Source organism: Paenibacillus violae, from assembly GCF_032461945.1.
GTDB lineage: Bacteria > Bacillota > Bacilli > Paenibacillales > NBRC-103111 > Paenibacillus_E > Paenibacillus_E violae.
On the sequence record NZ_JAWCUD010000006.1, the window covers coordinates 1 to 16,180 of the forward strand.

At 48.3% G+C, this 16,180-nt stretch carries 15 protein-coding genes, 16 tRNA genes and 1 rRNA gene; 29 read left to right on the forward strand and 3 right to left on the reverse strand.

The annotated features are described in order from the left end of the window. The 17 genes from RQP52_RS17710 to RQP52_RS17790 form a co-directional block, all read left to right on the forward strand. Positions 1-171, forward strand: a 23S ribosomal RNA gene (locus RQP52_RS17710); the annotation flags it as partial. A 79-nt stretch (positions 172-250) separates the two neighbouring features. Further along, positions 251-326: transfer RNA gene (locus RQP52_RS17715), tRNA-Asn, on the forward strand. Between the two features lie 3 nt (positions 327-329). Continuing rightward, positions 330-421 (forward strand) — tRNA-Ser (locus tag RQP52_RS17720). 15 nt (positions 422-436) lie between these two features. Continuing rightward, positions 437-511, forward strand: a tRNA-Glu gene (locus tag RQP52_RS17725). Between the two features lie 15 nt (positions 512-526). Continuing rightward, a tRNA-Val gene (locus RQP52_RS17730) sits at positions 527-599 on the forward strand. A gap of 56 nt (positions 600-655) precedes the next feature. After that, positions 656-732: transfer RNA gene (locus RQP52_RS17735), tRNA-Met, on the forward strand. Positions 733-743: 11 nt separating this feature from the next. Then, a tRNA-Asp gene (locus tag RQP52_RS17740) sits at positions 744-820 on the forward strand. Positions 821-840: 20 nt separating this feature from the next. Beyond that, a tRNA-Phe gene (locus RQP52_RS17745) sits at positions 841-916 on the forward strand. A 17-nt stretch (positions 917-933) separates the two neighbouring features. Next, positions 934-1,009: transfer RNA gene (locus tag RQP52_RS17750), tRNA-Thr, on the forward strand. 9 nt (positions 1,010-1,018) lie between these two features. Beyond that, positions 1,019-1,100: transfer RNA gene (locus RQP52_RS17755), tRNA-Tyr, on the forward strand. 12 nt (positions 1,101-1,112) lie between these two features. Further along, positions 1,113-1,186 (forward strand) — tRNA-Trp (locus tag RQP52_RS17760). A gap of 25 nt (positions 1,187-1,211) precedes the next feature. Beyond that, positions 1,212-1,284, forward strand: a tRNA-His gene (locus RQP52_RS17765). Between the two features lie 22 nt (positions 1,285-1,306). After that, positions 1,307-1,378: transfer RNA gene (locus tag RQP52_RS17770), tRNA-Gln, on the forward strand. An 8-nt stretch (positions 1,379-1,386) separates the two neighbouring features. Beyond that, positions 1,387-1,461: transfer RNA gene (locus RQP52_RS17775), tRNA-Gly, on the forward strand. Between the two features lie 10 nt (positions 1,462-1,471). Next, a tRNA-Cys gene (locus RQP52_RS17780) sits at positions 1,472-1,545 on the forward strand. Positions 1,546-1,556: 11 nt separating this feature from the next. After that, positions 1,557-1,645: transfer RNA gene (locus tag RQP52_RS17785), tRNA-Leu, on the forward strand. A gap of 19 nt (positions 1,646-1,664) precedes the next feature. After that, positions 1,665-1,743, forward strand: a tRNA-Leu gene (locus tag RQP52_RS17790). Positions 1,744-1,837: 94 nt separating this feature from the next. On the opposite strand, the gene RQP52_RS17795 is transcribed toward RQP52_RS17790, so the two are convergent. After that, entirely contained in the window at positions 1,838-1,948 is a 111-nt protein-coding gene (locus RQP52_RS17795; RefSeq protein ID WP_315953125.1) for a YjcZ family sporulation protein, read from the reverse strand. 245 nt (positions 1,949-2,193) lie between these two features. On the opposite strand from RQP52_RS17795, the gene RQP52_RS17800 reads away from it, so the two are divergent. Together RQP52_RS17800 and RQP52_RS17805 are read left to right on the forward strand one after the other, a co-directional pair. Further along, the gene (locus tag RQP52_RS17800; RefSeq protein WP_315953126.1) at positions 2,194-2,901 is read left to right on the forward strand and encodes a class I SAM-dependent methyltransferase; all 708 of its coding nucleotides are present in this window, start codon (positions 2,194-2,196) and stop codon (positions 2,899-2,901) included. 74 nt (positions 2,902-2,975) lie between these two features. Continuing rightward, positions 2,976-4,190 carry an ROK family protein gene (locus tag RQP52_RS17805; protein ID WP_315953127.1) on the forward strand — a complete coding sequence of 405 codons (1,215 nt, stop codon included), beginning with the start codon at positions 2,976-2,978 and terminating at the stop codon, positions 4,188-4,190. On the opposite strand, the gene RQP52_RS17810 is transcribed toward RQP52_RS17805, so the two are convergent. Then, entirely contained in the window at positions 4,180-4,974 is a 795-nt protein-coding gene (locus RQP52_RS17810; RefSeq protein WP_315953128.1) for an alpha/beta fold hydrolase, read from the reverse strand. The genes RQP52_RS17805 and RQP52_RS17810 overlap by 11 nt on opposite strands. 231 nt (positions 4,975-5,205) lie before the next feature. On the opposite strand from RQP52_RS17810, the gene RQP52_RS17815 reads away from it, so the two are divergent. The 9 genes from RQP52_RS17815 to RQP52_RS17855 all read left to right on the forward strand — a co-directional run bounded on the left by RQP52_RS17815 (position 5,206) and on the right by RQP52_RS17855 (position 14,296). Then, positions 5,206-5,589, forward strand: coding sequence for a hypothetical protein (locus RQP52_RS17815; RefSeq protein WP_315953129.1), 384 nt, complete (start codon positions 5,206-5,208; stop codon positions 5,587-5,589). A 108-nt stretch (positions 5,590-5,697) separates the two neighbouring features. Beyond that, positions 5,698-6,936 carry an MDR family MFS transporter gene (locus RQP52_RS17820; RefSeq protein WP_315953130.1) on the forward strand — a complete coding sequence of 413 codons (1,239 nt, stop codon included), beginning with the start codon at positions 5,698-5,700 and terminating at the stop codon, positions 6,934-6,936. Positions 6,937-7,073: 137 nt separating this feature from the next. Further along, complete coding sequence (locus RQP52_RS17825) at positions 7,074-7,796, forward strand: response regulator transcription factor (RefSeq protein WP_315953131.1); 723 nt, start codon at positions 7,074-7,076, stop codon at positions 7,794-7,796. Between the two features lie 32 nt (positions 7,797-7,828). Further along, positions 7,829-8,845, forward strand: coding sequence for a HAMP domain-containing sensor histidine kinase (locus tag RQP52_RS17830; RefSeq protein WP_315953132.1), 1,017 nt, complete (start codon positions 7,829-7,831; stop codon positions 8,843-8,845). A gap of 426 nt (positions 8,846-9,271) precedes the next feature. Then, complete coding sequence (locus RQP52_RS17835) at positions 9,272-10,597, forward strand: molybdopterin-dependent oxidoreductase (protein WP_315953133.1); 1,326 nt, start codon at positions 9,272-9,274, stop codon at positions 10,595-10,597. Between the two features lie 86 nt (positions 10,598-10,683). After that, entirely contained in the window at positions 10,684-11,334 is a 651-nt protein-coding gene (locus tag RQP52_RS17840; RefSeq protein ID WP_315953439.1) for an MOSC domain-containing protein, read from the forward strand. After that, positions 11,331-11,945, forward strand: coding sequence for a molybdenum cofactor guanylyltransferase (mobA, locus tag RQP52_RS17845; protein WP_315953134.1), 615 nt, complete (start codon positions 11,331-11,333; stop codon positions 11,943-11,945). Before RQP52_RS17840 ends, mobA begins: the two co-directional genes overlap by 4 nt. A 55-nt stretch (positions 11,946-12,000) precedes the next feature. Next, positions 12,001-13,005: a GTP 3',8-cyclase MoaA gene (moaA, locus tag RQP52_RS17850; RefSeq protein ID WP_315953135.1), complete on the forward strand. Its 1,005-nt coding sequence runs from the start codon at positions 12,001-12,003 to the stop codon at positions 13,003-13,005. A 22-nt stretch (positions 13,006-13,027) separates the two neighbouring features. Beyond that, positions 13,028-14,296, forward strand: a complete 1,269-nt coding sequence (locus RQP52_RS17855; protein ID WP_315953136.1) for a molybdopterin molybdotransferase MoeA — start codon at positions 13,028-13,030, stop codon at positions 14,294-14,296. Positions 14,297-14,388: 92 nt separating this feature from the next. Here RQP52_RS17855 and RQP52_RS17860 read toward each other — a convergent pair whose 3' ends face one another. Continuing rightward, positions 14,389-14,502 carry a sporulation protein YjcZ gene (locus RQP52_RS17860; protein ID WP_127453175.1) on the reverse strand — a complete coding sequence of 38 codons (114 nt, stop codon included), beginning with the start codon at positions 14,500-14,502 and terminating at the stop codon, positions 14,389-14,391. A 177-nt stretch (positions 14,503-14,679) separates the two neighbouring features. Between RQP52_RS17860 and RQP52_RS17865 the strand changes: the two genes are divergently transcribed. After that, entirely contained in the window at positions 14,680-15,870 is a 1,191-nt protein-coding gene (locus RQP52_RS17865) for a GNAT family N-acetyltransferase (RefSeq protein ID WP_315953137.1), read from the forward strand. The last annotated feature ends 310 nt before the right edge of the window (positions 15,871-16,180 follow it).

The window sequence follows — 16,180 nt, forward strand, 5'->3', positions numbered from 1 at the left end:
AGCTATGTACGGAGGGGATAAGCGCTGAAAGCATCTAAGCGCGAAGCCCCCCTCAAGATGAGATTTCCCAGTATGTAAGACCCCTTGTAGACGACGAGGTTGATAGGTTCGAGGTGGAAGTGCAGCAATGCATGCAGCTGACGAATACTAATCGGTCGAGGGCTTAACCAATAAACCTAAGGTTTCATCTTTACGCAAGTTTCGTATCTAGTTTTCAAGGAATAATCCTTGAATAAGTATTTGTTTCTATTCCCTGATAGCTCAGTTGGTAGAGCACTCGACTGTTAATCGAGTTGTCACAGGTTCGAGTCCTGTTCGGGGAGCCATATGGAGAGGTGTCCGAGCTGGCCGAAGGAGCACGATTGGAAATCGTGTAGGCGTCACAAGCGTCTCGAGGGTTCGAATCCCTCTCTCTCCGCCACTATCTTTCTAGTAAGGCCCGTTGGTCAAGTGGTTAAGACACCTCCCTTTCACGGAGGTAACAGGGGTTCGAGTCCCCTACGGGTCACCATCAAGTAATTCCCATGGAGGCTTAGCTCAGCTGGGAGAGCATCTGCCTTACAAGCAGAGGGTCGGCGGTTCGATCCCGTCAGCCTCCATCATGAATTCTAAGACAAGGCTTGATTTATTAGAATTCCTGAAATATACTTAATGACGCGGGGTGGAGCAGCCCGGTAGCTCGTCGGGCTCATAACCCGAAGGCCGCAGGTTCAAATCCTGCCCCCGCAACCAATAATGAATGTGGAGCCGTGGTGTAGAGGCCTAACATGCCTGCCTGTCACGCAGGAGACCGCGGGTTCGAATCCCGTCGGCTCCGCCATTATTACCAACATCTTGTAAGGCTCGGTAGCTCAGTCGGTAGAGCAGAGGACTGAAAATCCTCGTGTCGGCGGTTCGATTCCGTCCCGAGCCACCATCTTTACAACTTAATACGCCGTTGTAGCTCAACTGGTAGAGCAACTGACTTGTAATCAGTAGGTTGGGGGTTCAAGTCCTCTCGACGGCACCATTGCTTTATGGAGGCTTAGTGAAGTGGCTAAACACGGCAGACTGTAAATCTGCTCTCTCCGAGTTCGGTGGTTCGAATCCATCAGCCTCCATTTACTTTTTCTAGGGGCATAGTTTAAGGGTAGAACAAAGGTCTCCAAAACCTTTGGTGTGGGTTCAATTCCTGCTGCCCCTGCCAAAAAAGTAAGCAACTTAATATTGTGGCGGTCGTGGCGAAGGGGTTAACGCACCGGTTTGTGGATCCGGCATTCGCGGGTTCAAGTCCCGTCGTCCGCCCATTATTACCAAAGTAAGATAATGGGGATTAGCCAAGCGGTAAGGCAACGGACTTTGACTCCGTCATGCCAAGGTTCAAATCCTTGATCCCCAGTTTTATATGCGGAAGTGGCTCAGCGGTAGAGCATCGCCTTGCCAAGGCGAGGGTCGCGGGTTCGATCCCCGTCTTCCGCTCCATTATTACTAAGGCGCCATAGCCAAGTGGTAAGGCAGAGCTCTGCAAAAGCTTTACCCCCAGTTCGAGTCTGGGTGGCGCCTCCACAAAATATTTAGCCGGAGTGGCGGAATCGGCAGACGCACAGGACTTAAAATCCTGCGGTAGGTGACTACCGTACCAGTTCAAGTCTGGTCTTCGGCACCATTGTTTTACAAGTTTATATGCCGGCATGGCGGAATGGCAGACGCGCTCGACTCAAAATCGAGTCCGAAAGGGTGGAGGTTCGAGTCCTCTTGCCGGTATACAAAGGAAGCTCATGAAATCAATTGATTTCATGAGCTTTTTTCATTTGTTGATAAGAAAGTTGTATTATTAACTATCAAATGACTTCATAGATTACCATGCGTAAGTCATTGTTACGATAACGAGTAAAATGAACAATACGAGAATAGCAGTGGCAGAAGTTCCATAGCCTACACCAACAGCAGCACCAGCAGCAACACCCATGGATGTCACCCCCAATCATAAGTAATGCTCTCGGCAGCCTTCCATGAGAGACTATACATCCTATGGTGATATACCCCTGTTTGATTGGGTGATTTGCCCAAGAGAAGCTGAAAAAAACGCTTTAGGCTAGAGCCTTTTTTTAGAAAATCGACCCAGAGTTCGAACAAGAGACAGCAGCCCTCCATATGGTAAAAAAGAGATTGAAAAGCCATTATGGAGGTGTGAGTGCTATCGAGTACCTAGATATGTTAGCAAAGCTTGGAGTGGGCAATGCGCACCCTGGCGGGTTCGGCGAGACCATGGAACAATTGAAGAAATACCCGATAGAGAAAGGGAAACGAGTTCTGGAGGTCGGATGCGGGACGGGGAGAACAGCGTGCTTCCTTGCTGAACAGGGATGTGAAGTGACAGCGGTCGATATCCGCCCCGAAATGGTAGCTAAGGCGATAATACGAGCCGAAAAGCAAGGGGTGCAGGTGGATTTTCGGGAGGGAGATGTGTGCCAATTACCTTTTGAAAATGAATCATTTGACGTTGTGATGGTGGAATCCGTCACGAATTTCGCAGAAGCGCAGAAGGCGGTCTCTGAGTATTACCGGGTGTTGAAACCAGGCGGGAAGCTTTATGACCGGGAGGTTATCCGCGTCAAAAATATGTCCACTGGCGTCCATAGGGCACTGTGCAGTTTCTATGGAGTTAGTAAAATTTATAGCATGGACGAATGGCGGGAGCTGCTGGAAGGAAGCAAATTTGCTGTGGAATTCTCAGGCATCCATCCGTTTCCATTAACAATGTTCGAGGATCAAGTTCAGCATCCAGACCCTGTTCATTTGTCCGATAAGCAGTCGTTCATGGACCCGCGCATATGGCAAATTACAGCCAGATACGATGAGCTGGTGAATAAGTATCATAGTTACATGGGATACACGCTGATGATAGGCACGAAGGAATAGATGAAACCGAGGCAGGAATTAGGCACCCCGATGGCGAATAAGGTGAGAAAGATTATCATTGGGGGCTGTTTCTTTTGAACGCTGGCGCTATATCGGAACGCATTCCGAACCGGAAGGCCAAAGAGATTTATGAGTTGATTTGTCGCCACACGACGATATCCAAGACGGAGCTGCTTGAGCAAAGCGGGATGACGGTCTCTACGTTGACGCGGCTTTTGGAAGAGCTGACGGGCCAAGGATTCATACTTGAATCCGGCTTCGGTGCGTCAACAGGCGGGCGTAGGCCGATTCTATATGAGAAGAATTCGGCCTACGCGTATATCTTCGGCTTGGAAATCTCCAGGACGTTGTCCAAGCTGGTTTTGGTTGATTTGGGCATGAACAAATTAGACACCCGGAGCTGGACGATGACGGCAGAGATGACGCCGGAAGTTCTTATCCGCCTCATTGTCAAGGAGGCGCATGATATGATGGAGCGGCACGGGATCACGAAGTCAATGCTGCTAGGAATCGGTGTCGGCGCCGTGGGCCCGGTGGACAGGCTGTCTGGAACGATATTGGAGCCGGTTTATTTTCAGGCCAATGGTTGGAAAAACGTTGAAATCTGCAGGCTGCTGACAGAGGAGCTAGGTATTCCCTCCATGCTGGATAATGGGGCGAACACAGCCATTCTAGCGGAATCTTGGCATCAGCGCACGCAGAGTTTCAAACATCTGCTATATATTCATGCCGGGGTTGGTTTGCGTTCTTCCATGGTTTCGGAAGGGAAGCTTATCTATGGCGCGGTTGACATGGAAGGCTCCGTCGGGCAAATGATTATTCAAACGGATGGCGTGGCGCACCGTAACGCCTCAGGAAACTACGGCGCCTTGGAGTCATACGCATCCTTGTATGCGATTGAAAAGGCGGCACGCTCTGCCTTAAAACAGGGCCGATCCACGGTGCTGTCGCAGTTGGTGGAGGACCCGGAGCAGTTGTCCTACACGCAGGTATTGGAGGCACTCAAAAAAAATGATCCCCTTGTCGTGGAGATCATTACGGAGGCTGCAACCTATTTTGGCATAGGACTAGCCAATTTATTAAATATTTTGCACCCGGAGAAGGTCATCCTCGGGGGCCCGCTTATCGCGGGCGGGGAGTTGTTCTTCCAAACCGCTACACAGGTAGCGATTCGGAAAACGTACTACTACCCCGCGTATCAGGTTGTCTTCAGCAAGGGGCAGCTTGGTGAAGAGGCCCTTGCTATGGGAGCAGCCGTGATGGTCATGGACCAGCTGGTTAGGCTGTGACGCCTTTGAGGAATTCAAGAAGCAGCGCATTGAAGGCTTCGGGTTTCTCCATCGGCGCCAGATGCGAAGCTTCCGGGATGGCATGAAAGCTGGCTCCAGGAATCGCGTCAGCCATCTTTTTCATGACATCAGGTGGCGCAATCAGATCTTTCTCACCGGCGATAACAAGCGTCGGTACGGAGATAGCTCCGAGGAGGTCGACGGAGTCGGAGCGGAACGCCATAGCCAGGCTCGCGTGAACCAGACCTTCGGCAGGCATGGAGGCCATGACCGCGCTTAAGCTCTCCACGAGCCCTGGTTGATCTTTGGCTGTCTGCTCGGTGAGAAGCTTAGGCAGCATGGCATCTCTTGCCGCGCTAGCCCCTTTGTCATAGAGGGCAGACGCCATATTCATACGATTCTTACGAGCCTCCAGTCCGTCTGCTTCCGGACGGGTATTGGCGAGGAGAAGACCGGTGAATCGCTTAGGAGCTTTACGCAGAAGTGCAAAAGCCACATAACCGCCCATGGAGAAGCCGCCAAGCGCGGCTTTTTGTATGTCCATTTTGTCCATCATCGTCAAAATATCATCCGCGTATTGCTCAATTGAAATGTTAGCTTTGGGTACATCCGAATGCCCCATACCACGTAAATCTGGTGTAATCACACGATAATTGTCTGACAACGCCTCTACCTGCGCTTGCCACATGCGATGATCCAATGGAAATCCGTGCAGTAAAATGACAGGTGCCCCTTGTCCTTTTTCCGCTATGTACAACTCTGCTCCATTAATATGATGTTTCATTCGTTGTCACCCTCCATGACTAGTTTTTCCACGCACAAAGACCTAAAATTCATTCAAATATTAGTTCAAAGGTCGTAAAAACAAGAGAAATAGCGAAAAAGTTATGTCTTCATACTTTCATTATGGTTAACTCATACTTCTTTAACATTTGATTGTTATTCTCTCAGTATACCCGTTGTTAACCAGTAAAAGCGAATACGAATCTTTCATTTATGAAGTGAGGTTATCGTCATGACTAAAAAACCTTGGTCCACACAAGAATTGGACAAGTTAATTCGACTTTCATCAGAGTGCCCTCCGGTTGTAATTGCCAAAGAATTATCCCGCCCTGTCACATCTGTACGCAAAAAAATGCGTGAAATTGGTGTAAGCTACGTAACCGGCGAGCAGTGGAAAAAAAGTCAGATTCAATATCTGATCTCCGATGAAGGAGCTTCATACTCGAACAAGAATAAATTGACACAGGCTCCGAAGGAAAATGATTTTGAATCTCCCGTGCTCGACGAATTCTGGACAACCCTAGTGAAAATGGCCAGAGTAGCGAAGAAGAGGGGGAAGCGCGTAGATGTCCTTTCGTTTATCGATACTTACCGGAAGATTCGTATCGGAGGTTAAGAAAATAGGAGATACATAAAAGGTGAAATCCGTTATAACGAGATTTTACCTTTTTCTTTTGCTCAAATCCTTCTAAACTGAAAGAACCAAAGACATCTAGGAGGTCAAATGCAAAGAATTCCCTTTTTTTCGGTGATTAGCAAGTATGACACAGCGATTTGGGTTCGAGTCGTGGGCACGATTCTGACGTCATTAGCCGGTTTTATGATGAGACCCTATCTAGTATTTTATTTGTATGACAAGTTGGATGGTTCCGTGTTTTTATCCATGTTGATTGTAGGCCTACAGCCCTTATGCGGAATATTTGTAAACTTGTATGCAGGCAGCCTGAGTGACAAGTACGGACGGAAGCCAATGATGCTTGCAGCACTCCTTATTCAAGCCTTTGCTATTGGTGGATATATATTTGCCAGTCACGTATGGGAGTTTGCGCTTATTTCCATTGTTAATGGAATTGGACATGCGATGTATGGCCCTGCTGCCAATGCTCAAATTTCAGATGTTGTGCCGGAGCAGAAGCGAGCTGAGGTCTTTGCTTTATTGCACACTGCTTTAAACATGGGATCAGCATTTGGTCCGCTTTTAGGCTTACTCTTGTTTACCATGAATCCGTCGATTATCTTCCTGGCTTGTTCGGTTACACTAGTTGCTTATGCAGGATTAGTCATATGGAAGGTCCCGGAGACGATGCCTATTAAAAGTGAAGAGGTGTTGGCTGCCGCAAAAGCTAACAAAGTCAAAATTAAATGGTCGGAGCATAAACCACTGCTGTGGATTACCTTTCTGGCCATGCCTGTATCCCTTTTATACGCGCAAGTTGAGTCTACCTTTCCACTACATCTACAGCAAAATTTCGAAAATTATAAATCGGTCTTTGCGACGATTATTACTTTCAATGGGTGCGTAGTCATCGCGCTGCAGCTGTGGATTGCAAAAAGAACAGAGCATGTCCCTGCTTATGTTGTCGTGGCTGTATCCTACATGTTGTTTGCAGTTGTATCCATCGGTTACGGATTTGTTCCTTATCTTGCGATTCTGCTTTTTGTTGAATTTTTATTTACCATTGGTGAAATGTTGAATGGTCCCCATATTCAAAAAGTGATTTCCGTGATTGCGCCAGTGGAGCATAGAGGCTTGTATTTCTCCGTGTTCGGGATGAACTGGCAGTTATCTCGTGCCATCGGGCCAGTGCTGGGAGGATTGCTATTCAGTCATTATGGCGGAAAAGTGATGTTTGCCGTCGTAGGCGTCATTCTCATTGCTGCCGGTATTGCGCAAACGAGATATATCCGAAGTTTAAATCGTAAGCAGGAAGAGCCTGCGGTTGATGGTGTGCTGCAAGTATAAACTAAAGTTCGTTAATATTAATGGTATGGAAACCTGGCATCTGAAGATGCTGGGTTTTTATTGTTTTGTAAGACATCTGTAAGTTTCCTTTTAAAAGGATGAGGTATAATTATACTAGCTTGAGGAGGTATGCTCGCATGGGAACAATCGTTCTAGTTGTAGATGATGAACCGAATATTATAGATGTTTGTACCGTTTATTTGCAGAGGGAAGGTTATCAAGTCATTTCAGCAATGAACGGCGAGGAAGCGATCAGGCAATGGCGGCAGCACAATCCGCAGTTAATCGTGCTGGATCTGATGATGCCCGGTAAAAACGGCTGGCAGGTTTGCGAAGAAATTCGCAATGAGCGGGACGTTCCCATCATCATGCTGACGGCGCTGGGGGACGAAATGGATCGGTTGATGGGACTTACGATGGGGGCTGACGACTACTTGACGAAGCCCTTCTCTCCGCGAGAGCTTGTGCTGCGAGTAAAGGGGATTTTGCGTAGGCTGCAGCGCACTCAGACGGAGACTGAGGTGAATACAGAGGCAGCACTGCCTGCTCATATAATGAGATATCCTGGACTCGAAATCAATGTGCTGCATCGCAGTGTCCGCGTCTACGACAAAGACATCGAGTTGACGGTGAAGGAATTTGAACTGCTGCATTTGTTCGCAGCCCATCCGGATCAAGTGTTTTCGCGAAATCAATTGCTGAGCAAAGTGTGGGATATTGATTACTACGGGGATACAACGACAGTAACGGTTCATATCCGCCGTTTAAGAGAGAAATTGGAGCCTAATCCATCGGAGCCGCGCTTTATCAAAACGGTGTGGGGCATCGGTTATAAGTTCGAAGGGAGGGAGCTATCCTGAAGCTTCGATTTTATTTGCTCATTGCAAGCGGAGTGAGTACGGGGATCATCTTGCTTTCGCTGCTTATTTGCTACCATTTTATGCTGCTTCACTGGAAGGATGTTGTGATTCTGTCGACCGTTACCTTAGGTGCGGCTGTTGTATCGATGGGCATTCATTACATCATGACACGCCCTCTGGAAAAAGCCATTCATGCCATTACTCAGGAGACGACTCGCATCTCAGAAGGCCATTTTGAGGGGATAGTGCCTCACATCGGGCCAGCTGAATTTCAAAGACTAGCGGATCAGTTCAATCGTATGAGCGGGAAACTGAAGGAAAGCTTCGGCAAATTACGAACAGCAGAGGCTTCTCGCAAGGAGCTTGTGGCGAATGTGTCGCATGATCTGCGAACGCCAATGGCTTCAATTAAGGCTTTCGTAGAAGCATTGGAAGACGATGTCATTCAGGATAAAGCGACCTTCGAGCGTTATCTCCGAACCATCCGTTTGGAAACGGGACGATTAGACGGATTGATCCAGGAGCTATTCAAGCTTTCGCAGCTCGATGCAGGAGGAACCGATTTCGTGCCAGAGCCGTATCATGTTGATCAACTCCTGGTGGATGGTCTGCAAAGCTTGGCTTTTCAACTGGAAGATAAGCAGTTGCAAGTCGTTGTAGACCTGCCCGATTATTTGCCCCCTGTCACCATCATGCCTCAGGAAATGAAGCGGGTTCTGGCGAATATTTTGGGGAATGCCATTCGTCACTCCCCTGTTGGCGGCAGCATTACAATTAAAGTGGAACAGTTGCCTACCTCTTATCTAAAGATGCTGATTCAAGATCAAGGTGAGGGGATCGAGGAAAGGGATGCGGACAAAATATTCGATCGATTTTATCGCTCAGACCCATCACGAACGCGTGTAAGTGGGGGCGCCGGACTTGGCTTGGCAATTGCTAAGTCCATCGTCCAGCTGCATGGCGGAACTATCGGTGTGGATAGCCGAGCGGGTAAGGATGGGGGGAGTGGCAGCACGTTTTGGTTTACCATTCCTATCGATGTGTTGTAGGTAACCTTTCACAGGTATCCGATCTTAAAAGGACGTTGCTTTACAGCGCCTCAGGTGAAATAAATGGAAAAAGAGCAGTTAATCTGCGCTGCGAGGTGGCAGGAACAAAGATAGCTGGAAAAACTGCATCTATATCGACGACAGTTGGACGAATTCTGCAAGATCGGGGAAATTATCGGTAGAAAATGCAGTTTATTGAGCAAAAACGGGTTCAACTGCGGTAAATAGTAGGAGTAATTGGCGATAATTGTACACAAGCTGCCGAATTCCAATGAGACGATCGAATAGAGCGGCTCTGGTTGAAATTGGTGGAGGCCCCCGAACTGATGGAGCATACTCAGCAATTTTAGAAAGTTGTAAGCTTTATTTAAGATTTGCACGTTATGATTAGAGGTATAAACTCTTGGTTGAATAGGATGTGGGCGTATGGAGTCGAAAAGAGGTTGGTTAAAGCAATCCTTTGGCAAGCGTCTTAATGCTATACATAGCTGGAATGCCTGGATTCTCCTGCTGCTGACAATAACGGGCATTGTGCTTAGCATAGGGGCGATTCGCGGGGATTTAGGAATTTTCCGAGTGTCGTTGAAGCAGCTTCACATTTATTTGGGTGTCGCTTCTATTTTGCTGATGGTCCTATACGCGCCAATGATTCGCAAACATTGGCGGCAGATTCGCACGCGCCGCAATCAACGCGCGAATCTGGTTTTCGTGCTGGCGCTGCTGGTCGGCTGGGCAGCGTCCGGGGTGGTCCTGTGGCAGTTCCGTCATCTGCCACCAGCTTTAAACAATACGGCACTCCTCATCCATGACCTGCTGACCTGGGTCGGAGTGCCGTATGCCGTGTACCACGCCATCTCGCGCAGCAGATGGCTGAAGCGCCAGCAGCGGCTGGATCAAGCCGCCGCTGCCGCTGCCGTTAAGCCGCCGGCCGTGCAGCCGGCGGCAACACCTCCCGTGGCGGCGTCTGACGCCACGGCGGAGCGCTCAGCAGCGCAGGCGGTTATCGCCGCGCTGAAGGCGTCGCCGATCACACGCGCCTCGTTCCTGCGGCTTGCCGCAGGACTGGTGCTTGTGATCGCGGTCGGGCCCGCCTTTTATCGCTGGATAAAAGGCGCTTTCGACACCGGCGGTTCATCGACCGCCGAGTATGTCGCAGGCGACGGCAACAGCATGCTGCCGCCGCCTGCGCCGCTGCCAGACTCGGCCGCTGTGGTCGGCGGAGGAGCGCAAGGGAATTTCCGGATTTATACGGTGACGGAAATTCCGGCTTTTTCCTCGGAGACTTGGCAATTCGCGATTTCTGGTCTAGTCGATAAACCTGGTGTTTGGAACTGGGAAGAGTTCCTAAAGTTGAAACGAACGGTACAGGTGAGCAACTTCCATTGTGTGACCGGCTGGTCCATTTATAATTGTACGTGGGAAGGCATACCGCTTAAGCAGCTTTTAGCAGCAGCGGGTGTGCAGTCCAAGGCGAAATATGTGAAATTTTATTCCGGCGACAAGGTGTATACCGATGCCCTTTCGTTGGAGCAAGCTGACAGTGACGACATTATGGTAGCTGTAATGCTGGATGGGAAGCCGATACCGCAAAAATTAGGAGGTCCGGTCCGGCTGATTGTTCCGCAAATGTATGCGTATAAATCCGTCAAATGGCTCCAAGCGATTGAGCTCATTGAAAAGGAGCACATGGGGTATTGGGAAGTTAGAGGCTACGATAATGATGCTTGGGTGGATCGATCCAACAATGCTTAATGGGGATGAAATGGCAAGAAGCTTAAACTGACTTTCCGGGTGGTTTTTGGTATAGTTATGTCAAAGAACCTGCGTGGAAATGAGGAATAACGTTGGAAATCGTATCGGTGAATGTGGGCAAACCACAAATTGTTGAATATCAAGGCAAAGAGCTGGTCACGGGCATCTACAAGTCCCCGGTCAGCTCATCTTTGTATGTATCCAAAACCCAATTGGACGGGGACGGGCAAGCCGATTTGACGGTGCACGGGGGCGTTGATAAAGCTCTGTGTGTTTACCCAGAGGAGCATTATGCGTACTGGGAGGAAGTGCTTGGCCGCAAGCTGGAAGCGGGCGCTTTTGGTGAAAATTTAACGGTGCGCGGTTTTCTCGAAACGGACGTTTGCATTGGCGACATTTATGCTATTGACGAAGTCATTGTTCAGGTCTCGCAGCCACGCCAGCCTTGTTTTAAAGTGGGCAAACGTCTGGAGTGGGCTAAAACTCCGCTGCAAATGCAAGAAACAGGGTTTACCGGTTTCTATTTCAGAGTTTTGCAAGAAGGGTTCCTCTCGATAAATTCACAAGTGAAGCTTGTCGCCAAAGATGTTGATGGCGTAACGCTGGCTTATGCGAATCAAATTAAGTATCACGATAAAATGAACAAGGACGGAGCTCAACGTCTCGTACGAACGGAAGCTCTATCTGAAAGTTGGAAGAAATCCTTCACGAAACGATTGGTGGAACTCGAGTCATGATGACAGGTGTTATTTTGGCCGGAGGGCTCAATCGTCGCATGGGAGGAAAAAGCAAGGCGCTGCTTCCTATTCAAGATCAGCCCTTGCTTCTTCGTCAACTTACGGAAATATCCCGTATCTGCAACCAGACGATTGTCGTATCAAATGAACCCGAGGCGTTCCAATTGCTTCTAGCCTCTAATCCCACGCCGATGAATGTGCAATGGGTGGCCGATATATATGTGCAAAAAGGGCCGCTAAGCGGTATTCATGCAGCTGCGAAAGCCGCCACCGAACAATTTATGTGGATTGTCGGTTGTGATATGCCATTCATTTCATCTGATGCAGCAGAAGCTATGAAACAATTGTGCCAAGAAGCCAATGTTGATGCGGTTATCCCCGTCATAGATGGCAAGATTCATCCGCTCCATGGCATTTACTCCAGGTTAGTTGGTTCTGAAGCTGAGGTGTTATTGAAGCAGGAACAATATCGACTAATGGGTTTGTTGGATCATATCGACTGGTTGCCTGCGGAGAATGCTTTTTTTGAAAAGTTAAAACTGTCGTCAAAGTTTGTAACGAATGTGAATACGCCGGATGAGTACAAGTTTATGTTAGAGAATCTATCATGAGTGTAGGATTTAGCTGAAAAATGTGTCATAATGGACTGGAGAGAAGGTGAACTTCATGCCAAAGCTGCTGATGGATCGTTTTGGACGCATGCACGATTACTTACGAATATCAGTTACGGACCGCTGTAATCTTCGTTGTGTTTACTGTATGCCCGAAGAAGGAATGGAATTTGAACCGGATGACAAGCTGTTAACGTTCGAGGAAATTACCGAGGTTGTTCGCGTGCTGGCTGGACTAGGTGTCCGAAAGCTGAGATTAACCGGCGGAGAACCGCTTGTGCGTAAAAATCTGGAACAACTGATTGGCATGCTCTCCCAAATACCCGGGATTGAAGATATTGCGTTGACAACCAATGGGATTTATTTTGCTTCAAGAGCTGAAAAGCTTCGCGCAGCAGGACTAACCCGTGTAAATATAAGCCTGGATTCCTTGAAAGCGGACCGGTTCTCACTCATCACCCGAGGTGGCGATATTAACCGTGTTCTGGCCAGCATTGAAGAAGCTTATCGTGTGGGTATTACCCCGATCAAGTTGAATGTTGTCCTTATGAAGGGCATGAATGATGACGAAATTGAAGACTTTTTACAAATGACGATGGATCGTCCGATTCAAGTTCGATTCATTGAATATATGCCGATCGGGCATCAAGATGAGGCTTGGAAAAGCCGCTATTTGCCCTTGTCGACCGTACTGGATCGTTGTAAGGAAAAGGGTTGGAATGCCATAGCCTCGGATGCTGTGTATGGCAACGGGCCTGCTCAAAATTTCCGGATCGAAGGCGCACAAGGTTCATTCGGACTCATTCATCCGATCAGCGATCACTTCTGCGAGACCTGCAATCGCCTGCGAATTACGGCAGATGGTAATGTGAAACCATGCTTGTATTGGTCAGATGAATTCAATGTTCGCACTTATATTGGGGATGATTCGGCAATGGAAGATCTTTTCTTCCGTGCTTTGGACATAAAACCGCAAAATCACGAGATGGCGCAGGCGCTCTTGAATGAAAGCCAGTCTCATACACCAACACTTCGCCGGATGTCGCAAATTGGCGGTTAGCCCATAGGAGGAACGGACGTTAGTGAATACCGATGTGAAGCTTAAATTCGGGCGCAAAGTCATTTCGGTGGAAGAAGCTCGAAGCGTGCTTTCCGAATATATCGAACTTACCGAAACGGAAATTGTACCGTTGTCCGCCGCGTTTAACAGGCGATTAGCCGGGGATATTTATGCAGATCACCCCGTGCCTCATTTTCGCAGATCCGGCGTGGACGGATACGCGGTTTGCGCTGCGGATATTGAACAAGCTACACCTGAAAATCCGGCTATCTTGCATGTCATTGAGCATATTCCAAGCGGAACGGTTCCTCAGCTTACCGTTTATTCAGGTGCTGCATCCCGTATCATGACGGGAGCGCCTGTTCCAGATGGAGCGGATTGCGTGGTGATGCTGGAAATGACGGATGCTCTTCCCTTGCTGGACGTGGGGGTAAGCTCGACTCAGGTCTGCATCAAGAAAAATATACCCATAGGCAGCAACATAACCCCTATTGCCGGGGAAATAGCCGCGCAGGAGTTATTGCTGCCGCAAGGATCACAAATTGGGCCTGGCGAAGCGGCGATATTAGCGACTTTTGGTTATTCCTGCGTGGCGGTTTTCCGTAAACCGAGGGTCGCGATTTTTTCAACGGGTTCAGAGTTATTGAATGTTGAGGAAGCGCTGCAGCCAGGGCGAATTCGCAACAGCAACAGCTACATGCTTGCTGCCCAAGTCGAAGCAGCGGGCGGAGAAGCGGTGATTATGCACGCGCTCTCGGACAATGTAGAAGAGGTGGAAGTCGCTCTGCTAGAGACATTAGGTAAAGTTGATCTTGTTATCACCTCAGGCGGTGTCTCTGTAGGCGACTATGATGTTCTGGTGGATCTGTTTGGAAGGTTTGCAGGCAAGCTTCTGTTTAATAAAGTGGCGATGCGACCAGGCACGCCGACGAGCGCAGCCTTTTGGGAGAATAGGCTGCTGCTCTCACTCTCTGGGAATCCGGGCGCATCGTTTGTAGGCTTTGAGCTGTTTGCCAAGCCGCTGATTAAAGCGATGTCAGGCTGTCCAACACCTTACCCCGAAGCCATTACAGCTTATCTGGATGTAGATTACGACAAAGGCTCGGCATTCCCGCGTTATGTCAGAGGGACAACCCATGTGGAGAATGGCTGTTTGCGGGTTAAGCCTTCCGGCATTGATAAGTCCAGCATTATGGTTTCCATTAAAGATGCGGATTGTTTGATTCAGCTGCCTGCCGGAGGTTCAGGTTTTGCGAGGGGCGAACGTGTTCTTATATTTCCGATAAAATAAAAAAAGGACCTGCCAATCACCAGCTTCTGTCAAAGAAGTTGGTGCTGGCAGGTCTTTTTAAAAGGAATAGTCAGGTTGGAATGAAGGCAAGATTAGATTGCGAAAGTAGCTAAGATGATAACAAGCAGAACATAAAGGACAAGAACGACACCTACAGATCCGTATCCAGATCCGTATCCAGTACCACAACCAGCTGCATATGACATAGTATCCCCTCCGGTTCTTAAGTATTTAAGTGGGTTGAATCACTATACATCAACATCATATGACGTAGAGACATTCGTTGATTGGACGGATGCCCTGATTTCAAAATGGAAAGCGCCTAATTAGGCATAGGTATTGTCAATGATTTTCCAGTATACTTGTACATGAGGTGATACATAATGAGTGAAATTCGAACATTGGAACAACAGGAATTGCCGGAGAGTCTTGCTTTATCCCAATTTGCTTTTCAATATGAGCTGAGCGCAGAAGAGCAGGAAGATCGCAGCAGTTGGACAGATCCGAAGCAAATTTGGGGCTATTTTGTTCAGGGTAAGCTAGCTGCCAAGCTTCAAATTAACCAATTTCATACGTGGCTGAATGGTCAGCGGTTTGCCATGGGCGGTATTGCGGGAGTAGCAACATGGCCGGAGTATAGGCGCAACGGGATGGTAGCGAAGCTGCTGCTTCAAGCGCTCAGGGTGATGAAAGAGCAAGGGCAGACCGTCTCGTTTTTATCTCCGTTTAAGTTCGAATTTTATCGGAAGTATGGCTGGGAAACGTATATTGATTACCTGAAATATGAAATTCCTGCGGATAAACTTCCGAAATTTCATGCTCCGGAAGGCAGTTCAATCGTTCGTGTGACGAGGGAATGGGAGCTTTTGAATCCCATTTATGAGCAGTACGCCTTGCAATTCAATGGCATGCTGATGCGGGACGCAAGTTGGTGGAACAACCGATATTTTAAAAATAAAAAGGGTACGGTAGCCCTCTATGTAAATGCCAAGGGTGAACGGACGGGGTACGTCTTTTATCAAGTAAAAGAATATACGGCGACCATTCATGAGATGGTGTTTTTGGATGAAGAAACGAGACGTGGGTTGTGGAAGTTCATAGCCGATCATGATTCCATGATCTCGAAGGTAGAGGTTAAAGCGCCAGCTGATGATCAGCTTCCTTTCTTGGTGCATGATCCTAAGTTCAAGCAGGAGAAAATAACGTATTTTTCAGCGCGCATTGTTGATGTGGAAGCTTTCCTGAAGCAGTATCGGTTTGAACCGCGCAAGGAAGTTGAACCTATCTATTTACGTATTTCTGACTCGCAAGCAGACTGGAACGACGGGATTTTCCAATTGCAATTCACAGGCAGCGGGGAAAAAGCGGAGGTCACCAAGTTAGTTGAGGGTGAGCAACCGGCAGAAGAGCGTATACTGAGTTGTAGTATTCAAACGTTGGCTGCCTTATTTATGAGTTATCAAAAGTCGGGCTTTATGGCCAAAATCGAGCGGCTTCAAGGCTCGCAGGAGCTGGTTGCTCGGTTGGAAGCGGCTATTCCGCAGCGTACGACGTATTTGGCGGATTTCTTTTAATGAATCAGTCCCGGTGTTCCGGGGCTGTTTTTTTGTTAATGCGCTATCTCTCGGAAATTTCAGCCGAAAAGGCTTCCGGGCCAGCCCTCATACAGCTCTCGAACCGCTCTCGTACTGCAGTTGCACGGTATCCTCACCTGAAAGGGAACTGTGGGGGGCTATTTCAGGGAGAAACGCCTTTTCGGTTACCTGAAGGGAACTACAGGGTACTATTTTCCCGATATCTCCTGAAAATCGCACGTTCGAGGACAAATAAGAGCCTGTAGTTCCGTTACAAAAGAGAAATGCTCGTTTTTCCACAAATAGCGGA